Here is a 7,704-nt window from a genome sequence, read left to right on the forward strand (position 1 = left end):
GTTCAGCTCCCCGCCCGGTCGGCTGCATCGGGCGCGTCGGCACCCGCCTCGCCGTTTTCGGCTTTACGACGGCGACGTGCTCGCCGGTCCGCCGTCCACAACGGCTGAAGCATGTGCCAGTCGGCGGGGTGGGCCGCGATGTCGGATTCCATGAGCCACGCGCAGTCCTGGACGATGTCGTCGAGCTCGCGGCCGGCGGCGGGCACTTCGGGATGGACCCGGAAACCCCAATCGTCGCCGTCGAACCACAGTCCGGCGACGTGGAGCGCCGCGCCGGTTTCCCGGGCCAGCTGCGCCGCGCCGACGGGCATGATGGTCTTCTCGCCGAAGAATTCGACTTCCGCTCCCCTGCCGCCGAAGTCCCGTTCGCCGACGAGCGCGATCACGCCGCCGTCCTCCAGCCGCTGCCGCAGACCCACCATCGGCGGCTCACCGCCGGTGAGCGGCAAAATGGTGAAGCCCAGGCTTTCCCGGTACTCCAGGAAGGCGTCGTACAGCTCGTCGGGGCGCAGGCGTTCGGCCACCGAGGTGAAGCCGCCGAACCGCCGGGCCGCCCACATGCCGGCCATGTCCCAGTTGCCGGAATGGGTGACCAGCAGGATGATGCCCCGGTCCTGGGCCGCGGTGGCCTCGAGTATCTCGCGGCCGCGGATCATGCCGGCGATGCGCTCGTACAATTCCGCGCCGGCCATCGTCGGCAGCCGGAACGCCTCCACCCAGTACCGCAGGTAGCTGCGCATCGACGCCTTGACCAGCGCGTCGGGAACGTCGGCGGCGGGCAGACCCGTGACGCGCGCGAGATTCCGGCGCAGCTGCTCGGGGCCGCGGCCGTCGTCGGAAAAACGGTCGGCGGCCTTCATCGCCGCCCACATGACGGGACGCTCGGGCAGCTTGCCCACGATCTTCCAGCCGGCGAGGTACCCCAGCGCCGCCAGGTCCTCCCGGTTTCGGGGAAACCTCATCGCCGCTCCCCCGCATCGGACGTCCCAACCGGCGGGGCGATGGGCTCCCCGGCCCCGGGGCCGCGGGCGACCATGACCAGGCGTTGGACGACCGTGAACACGGAGCCCGCGGCGAGGACCCACATGGCGATCTCCACCGCCCACGGCACGCCCAGCCCCTGCAATCCGATGCCGACGAGCGCGAGGATCAGACGCTCCGGCCGCTCCACCAGACCACCGTTGACGGTGAACCCCGACGCTTCGGCGCGCGCCTTTACGTAGGACGTCACCTGACCCGCCACCAGCGACACCAACACCGCGATGATGAGGTGCCCCGGCGCCCCGTGGGAGAAGAACACCCACCACAGGATCGCGCCGAACAACGCGCCGTCGGTGATCCGGTCGCAGCTGGCGTCGAGCACGGCGCCGAACCGGGTGCCGCCGCCGCGCAGACGCGCCATCGTCCCGTCGAGCAGGTCGAACGCGGCAAACAGGCCGGTGAGCACCGCCGCCGCGAACAGGTGCCCGGTCGGGATCAGCGTCACCGAAATCGCGATGGCCGCGACCGTGCCCAACACCGTCATCACGTTGGGCGACACGCCCAGCGAGTTCAGCGTGCGGGCGATCGGCTCGACGACGGGAGCGATGGGCTTGCGGCCGTGGACGCTGAGCATCGGGGTCCTCTCGGTTGGGCGTCGGTGGGTCGGGTCTTACCAGGCTTCCGCCAGGAGCGCGCGGGTGTCGCGCAGCATCTGCGGCAGCACCTTCACGCCGTCGATGACGGTCATGAAGTTGGAGTCGCCGGACCAGCGGGGAACGACGTGCATGTGCAGATGTTCCCCCACCGAACCGCCGGACGCACGCCCGAGGTTGAAACCGACGTTGAGCGCGTGGGGCCGCGACACCTTCTTCAGCGTGCGGATCGCCCGCTGCCCGAAGGCCATCAGCTCCGTCATCTCCTCGTCGGTGAGGTCCTCCAGGTTCGCGACCTGGCGGTACGGCACCACCATGAGATGACCGGCATTGTACGGGTAGAGGTTGAGCACGCAGTAGACCAACTCGCCGCGCGCCACGATCAGCGCGTCTTCGTCGGAGCGCTTCGGCAGGTCGACGAAGGGGTTGCGCGAGCGCGGTTGGCTTGACGACGAGCCCGCCGACTCCTCACCGGCGCCGTTGTCCGTGATGTACTGCATCCGGTACGGCGCCCACAGACGCTCGAGTCGGTCGGGGGCGCCCACGCCGCGGTCGACCACCGCGTCGTCGGGGGTCCCGTCAGCGTCGTGAAGCAATGTTGTCTCCGTTGGGCTGATCGTTGATCCGTTCGGCCACCCAGTTCGCGATGAGGTCCGCGGCCTCGGCCACCGGCACGCCGTTGATCTGGGAACCGTCGAGGAAGCGGAACGACACCGCGTCGGCCTCCACGTCGCGGGCGCCGGCGAGCACCATGAACGGCACCTTCGCCTGCGTGTGGTTGCGGATCTTCTTCTGCATGCGGTCGTCGGAGACGTCCACGTGGGCGCGCAGACCGCGGGACTTCAGCTGGGCGGTGAACGCCTCCAGGTGCGGGATGCAGTCGTCGGCGACCGGGATTCCCACGACCTGCTCCGGGGCCAGCCACGCCGGGAACGCGCCCGCGTAGTGCTCCAGCAGCACGCCGAAGAAACGCTCGATCGAGCCGAAGAGCGCGCGGTGGATCATGATCGGGCGCTTCTTCGAACCGTCCGGGGCGGTGTAGTCGAGCTCGAAACGCTCCGGCAGGTTGAAGTCCAGCTGCACCGTCGACATCTGCCACGTGCGGCCGATGGCGTCGCGGGCCTGCACGGAAATCTTCGGGCCGTAGAACGCGGCTCCGCCCGGATCCGGAACGAGCTCCAGGCCCGAGGCGTCGGCGACGCGCTGCAGAATCTGCGTGGAACGCTCCCAGATCTCGTCGGTGCCCACGAACTTCTTGTCGTCCTTCGTGGACAGCTCCAGGTAGAAGTCGTCGAGGCCGTAGTCGCGCAGCAGCGAGATGATGAAGTCGAGGACGCTGGTCAGTTCCTCCTCCAGCTGCTCCTCGGTGCAGTAGATGTGCGCGTCGTCCTGCGTGAACCCGCGGGCGCGGGTCAGGCCGTGGACCACGCCGGACTTCTCGTAACGGTAGACGGTGCCGAACTCGAACATGCGGATGGGCAGCTCACGGTAGCTGCGACCGCGCGACGCGAAGATCAGATTGTGCATCGGGCAGTTCATCGGCTTGACGTAGTAGTCCTGCGGCGCCTTCGTGCAGTTGCCGTGCTCGTCGTACTCGCCGTCGAGCTGCATGGGCGGGAACATGCCCTCCGCGTAGAAGTCCAGGTGGCCCGACTGCTCGAACAAGTCGCCCTTGGTCACGTGCGGGGTGTTGACGAAGTCGTAGCCGGCCTCGAGGTGGCGGCGACGCGAATGCTGCTCCATCTCGTTGCGGATGATGCCGCCCTTGACGTGGAACACCGGCAGGCCCGAGCCGATCTCGTCGGGGAAGCTGAACAGGTCCAGCTCCGCACCAAGGCGACGGTGATCGCGCTTTTCCGCCTCCAGCAGCATGTCCAGGTAGGCGTCCATGGCCTCCTTGGACTCCCACGCGGTGCCGTAGATGCGCTGCAGGCCGGCGTTGGACTGGTCGCCCCGCCAGTAGGCCGCCGACGAGCGGGTCAGCGTGAACGCCGGAATGTAGCGGGTGGTGGGCACGTGCGGGCCGCGGCACAGGTCGAACCACTCGGTCTCGCCCGTGCGGGGATTGACGTTGCGGTAGCCGGTCAGCTCGTTTCCGCCCACGTCGACCGTGGCGTCCTCGTTGGCGTCGATGTTTCCGGACGACTTGTCGGCGATGAGCTCGAGCTTGTACGGCTCCTGCGCCAGCTGAGCCGAGGCGTCGTCCGGGGACTCGAAGACGAAGCGCTCGAACTTCTGGCCCGACTTGATGATCTTCTTCATGCGCCGTTCGATGCGCTTGAGATCCTCGGGAGTAAACGGTTCGGCGACGTCGAAGTCGTAGTAGAAGCCGCCGTCGATGGCCGGACCGATGCCGAGCTTCGTGCCGGGAAACTCCGCCTGCACGGCCTGCGCCAGCACGTGGGTGGTCGAGTGTCGGATGACTCCGCGGCCGTCCTCCGTGTTCGCGGCGACGGGCTCGACGGTCTCGTCGACGGCCGGAACGTAGGACAGGTCCTTCAGGTCACCCCGGGGGTCGCGGACGCAGACGATGGCGTCGGGGCCCTTGTTGGGGTAACCGAGGTCCCGCATGGCGGCGCCGGCGGCGACGCCCGCGGGGACGGTGAACGGGGCGGGGACGGTGATGGGTTCGGACACGGCTGGCGTGGCTCCTTTTCCGGAATCGGGCGGGTGTCGCATACCTGGCGACCCCCGCGGACCCCACAACCTTAGCGCCCCGGGTCGGGTCAGTCCTCCAACAGGTCCTGGGCCCAGTACTCGTCGCCCGTGGTGCCGCGGGGGATGACGAAAACGGCCGAACCGATGTGGAAGATCCACTCGTTGAGGCGATCCGCCTCGGCCAGGCGCTCCTGGATGGGGTGGAACTGGTCCATCGGGTTCTTCTGGAAGCAGATGAACACCAGGCCCGTGTTGGACGTGAAGCGCCCGGTGGGCTCCGGCGGCAGGTCGTAGTTGTAGACGCGCCGCAGGATCCGCTGATTCGGGAACTCCTTCGGGGGCATGGAACGCGCGACGTGGCTGTTGCGGTCGATGATCGGCAGGCCGTACTCGTCGGTGGCGTCGAGGTCGACCGGGTCGAACTCGTTTTCCTTGCCCAGCGGCGCTCCCGTGTCGAGGGTGCGGCCGACGACTTCTTCACGGCTCGGGCGGTCGAGGATGTCCCACCCGTCGATGTCCATTTCGATGCGGCGCACGACCATGGCGGAACCGCCCCTCAGCCAGTCCGGTCCCGAGTCGATCCACACCACGCGATCGAAATCGTCCTCGCCGCGGGGGTTGACGGTGCCGTCGAGCTGACCGAAACGGTTGCGCGGGGTGACGTCCGGGTCCTTCGCACCGCGGGCGTTGAGGAAGCCCATCTGCACCCAGCGCACGTCCAGGAACGGTGCACCGTTTTTGATCATGAACCGCGCCGCATGCGAGAGCATGAGCGGATCGTCGCAGCAGATCTGCAGGCACAGGTCGCCGCCGTTCCACTCGTCGCGCAGCTGATCGGTCTCGTACTCGGGCAGCGGCCCCAGCCACTCCGGCATCTCGTCCTCACGATCGACGGCGGTGAAGAATCCCTCGCCGAGGCCGAGCGTGAACGTCAAGTTCGCCGGGGCGTCGTACATCTCCGGCTCCAGGTCGGTGCGCGGCGCATGGCCCTTGGACATGCGCCGCGCATCCTGCGTCCACACCCGCATGAGTCCACGCAGACGGGACCGGTCGACGTCGTCCTTGACGTCGAACGCGATCAACCACAGGTTGGCCTGCGACGGAGTCGCGATGCCCGCCTGGTGCTCGCCGTCGAACTCGACGGTCTGGGTCTGCAGCGGAGGCAGCTCCTCCTCGTCCGACGGTCGCTCGAGGCCGATGGCTCCGGCGTTGCCGGCCGCGGCGATGCCCAGCGCTCCGGCACCGGCTCCGGCCCCCAGCCCGGTGAGGAAACGGCGGCGGGACAGGTTGCTGCTCATGCGGGTGGTGCTCCTGGTTCTGACTCAATCAATGCGGTCGATGACGCGACCGCCATGACCGCAGGTCCGGCCCGGCGTACCGGGCCGGTCCGGTTCTAGTGACCGGCGTGTTCGTCGTGCTCGTCGTGCTCGTCGCCCATGCCGTCGTTCATGTTCCTCATGTGGCCGTCCTCGCCCATGCCCGGGTTGCCCAGTTCGCCGTCCTCGCCGTAGTTCTCTTCGCCGGCGGCCTGCACGCGAACCTCGAGCTCCTGGGTCAGGGTGGAGCCGTCGGACAGCTCGAGCACGACGGTGTACATCTGACCCGGCTCCAGAGCCTCGTCGTTGTCCATGATCATCAGGTGGTCGTCACCCGGGGCCAGGACCTTCTCGCCGTTGGCCGGGATCGTGTGGCCGCCCTCGATCTTGAACATCTTGCCGTCCTCGGTGGCGTGCTGCTCGAAGACGGTGCCTTCCTTCAGCCCCTCGACGCGGAAGTCGACGACCTCGAGGTCCTCGTCGGTGTTGTTCTTCAAGGTGCCGAAGATGCCGGTCATGCCCTTGTCGGCCGGCTTCTCCTTGATGTAGGCGTCCTCAAAGGTGACGGCCGCCGAAGCCTCCGACTCGGTGCCGTCGGCTGCGGTGGTGGTGGCGGAGCCGTCGGCTGCGGTGGTGTCGGCGGCGTCGTCGCTCGAGCAGCCCGCGAGGGCAAGGGCGAGGGCGGCGGAACCGGCGACGAGAGCCTTGGTGGTGCGGTGGAGCTTCATGGGGATCAATCTGCCTTTCGGTTGACGACGGCCACTCCGGCGACGACCGCGAGGATGACGGCGACGAGCCCGCCGCCGGCGATCCACGCCCAGGTGGGTACGCCGGAGTCCTCTTCGAGGTCGGCCCCTCCTCCGGCGTCGACCGGGTGGTCGCCGACGGAGAAGGACAGTTTGCCGCGGGTGGAGTGCCCGTCGGAGGAGGTGATCTGGAACCCGACGATGTACGCGCCCGGACCGGGGTCGAGCGATTCGGGGATGTCGAACGAGATGACCTGACCGTCGAGTTCCGGCTGCTCGGTGAGCAGGACTTCCTTCGTGGCGGCGTTGCTGATCGCGACGGTGTTGAAGGAGTCGCGGGGAACGCCGGAGAAGGTCATCTCGATGCGGCGCGGGAATTCGTCGAGGTTTTGGCCGTCGGCCGGGGTGGAGGCGATGACGGAGTCGTGCGCATGGGCGACGGGGGCCGTGTCCGCCCCGCCCAGGGCGGGCGCGAACGCCAGTCCGGTCGCGAGCGTCGCGGCGATCGCCGAGCGCCCGATGAATCCTTTGCGCATGTGCACCGGCATTGACCTCCGTGGCCGCTGTTCGGCCCTCGACTGCGGGAACCAGTTGGGCCGGGCATTCCGCGCCCGACCCACATCAGTAGTCGGGCCATGGGTTCGATTGGTTCCCGCGATGATTGTTGACGACCCGACGAATACCCCCGAGTGTACCCCGGCCACCCCGTTAACTTCGATCACCCCGGCCGAGAGATCACCCGCCGGAAACCGAAGCCGGACACGAAAAAACCGCCGGAGGGCTGGCCTCCGGCGGTTGCGGTAGTCCCAACTGGGTTCGAACCAGCGACCTTTCCGGTGTGAACGGAACGCTCTTCCGCTGAGCTATGGGACTGCACGTAGTCGGGAGCCTGTCCCGCTTACGGGTGATTAAGTTAGCACGCCTTCGACCGGTGGCCTAATCGCATGTTCACCGCATGTTTGCCGACGCCCCACCCACGCTTCTCACCCCACCCGGGCTTTGCGACGTCCACCGGCTCCCCGCTTCGCCAGCGGGCGTCGCCAAACAATGCCGACGGCAACCGCCCGACTACCGCCCGACGATGCGACACCCACTTCCCCGTGCCGCAGCCCTCGCCGCGCACGACGTGACGCGACAAGACATGGGGGCGGCGCACGGGCCGGGCCACAACGCGCGAGAAGCACCACGGCGCGCACGTCACGACTCCACGAAACTGCTTACATGCTGGGGATTTGTGGATTTTCAGCGAATCCCGCTAATGTTCTTCTCGCACCGCAAGCGGGGCACGGGAAACCGGGCAAGCGCAACGGAACGCAGTGCGGATGTAGCGCAGCTGGTAGCGCATCACCT

The 7,704-nt window shown here is 68.0% G+C and carries 7 protein-coding genes and 1 tRNA gene; all 8 read right to left on the reverse strand.

Translation table 11 applies throughout. The features are described 5' to 3' along the window. Window positions 1–2: 2 nt before the first annotated feature. Window positions 3–962 carry a phosphatidylinositol mannoside acyltransferase gene (locus HMPREF3121_RS08175; protein ID WP_070522047.1) on the reverse strand — a complete coding sequence of 320 codons (960 nt, stop codon included), beginning with the start codon at window positions 960–962 and terminating at the stop codon, window positions 3–5. Beyond that, the gene (gene pgsA, locus HMPREF3121_RS08180; RefSeq protein WP_070522050.1) at window positions 959–1,615 is read right to left on the reverse strand and encodes a phosphatidylinositol phosphate synthase; all 657 of its coding nucleotides are present in this window, start codon (window positions 1,613–1,615) and stop codon (window positions 959–961) included. The genes HMPREF3121_RS08175 and pgsA overlap by 4 nt, the downstream gene beginning before the upstream one ends. Window positions 1,616–1,651: 36 nt before the next feature. Beyond that, entirely contained in the window at window positions 1,652–2,230 is a 579-nt protein-coding gene (locus HMPREF3121_RS08185) for an ATP adenylyltransferase (RefSeq protein WP_052054490.1), read from the reverse strand. Continuing rightward, a complete protein-coding gene (thrS, locus tag HMPREF3121_RS08190; protein ID WP_083291497.1) occupies window positions 2,214–4,313 on the reverse strand; it encodes a threonine--tRNA ligase in 2,100 nt (699 codons plus the stop codon). Before thrS ends, HMPREF3121_RS08185 begins: the two co-directional genes overlap by 17 nt. A 47-nt stretch (window positions 4,314–4,360) precedes the next feature. After that, a complete protein-coding gene (locus HMPREF3121_RS08195) occupies window positions 4,361–5,590 on the reverse strand; it encodes a Dyp-type peroxidase (protein ID WP_070522056.1) in 1,230 nt (409 codons plus the stop codon). A 95-nt stretch (window positions 5,591–5,685) separates the two neighbouring features. Then, entirely contained in the window at window positions 5,686–6,336 is a 651-nt protein-coding gene (locus HMPREF3121_RS08200) for a copper chaperone PCu(A)C (protein ID WP_070522059.1), read from the reverse strand. A gap of 5 nt (window positions 6,337–6,341) precedes the next feature. After that, window positions 6,342–6,890 (reverse strand): copper resistance CopC family protein, encoded by a 549-nt coding sequence (locus HMPREF3121_RS08205; protein WP_246816111.1) that lies wholly within the window; start codon window positions 6,888–6,890, stop codon window positions 6,342–6,344. Window positions 6,891–7,155: 265 nt separating this feature from the next. Continuing rightward, window positions 7,156–7,227 (reverse strand) — tRNA-Val (locus tag HMPREF3121_RS08210). Window positions 7,228–7,704: the final 477 nt, after the last annotated feature.

The sequence above is a fragment of the Corynebacterium sp. HMSC11E11 genome (genome assembly GCF_001807025.1).
Taxonomy (GTDB): domain Bacteria; phylum Actinomycetota; class Actinomycetes; order Mycobacteriales; family Mycobacteriaceae; genus Corynebacterium; species Corynebacterium freneyi.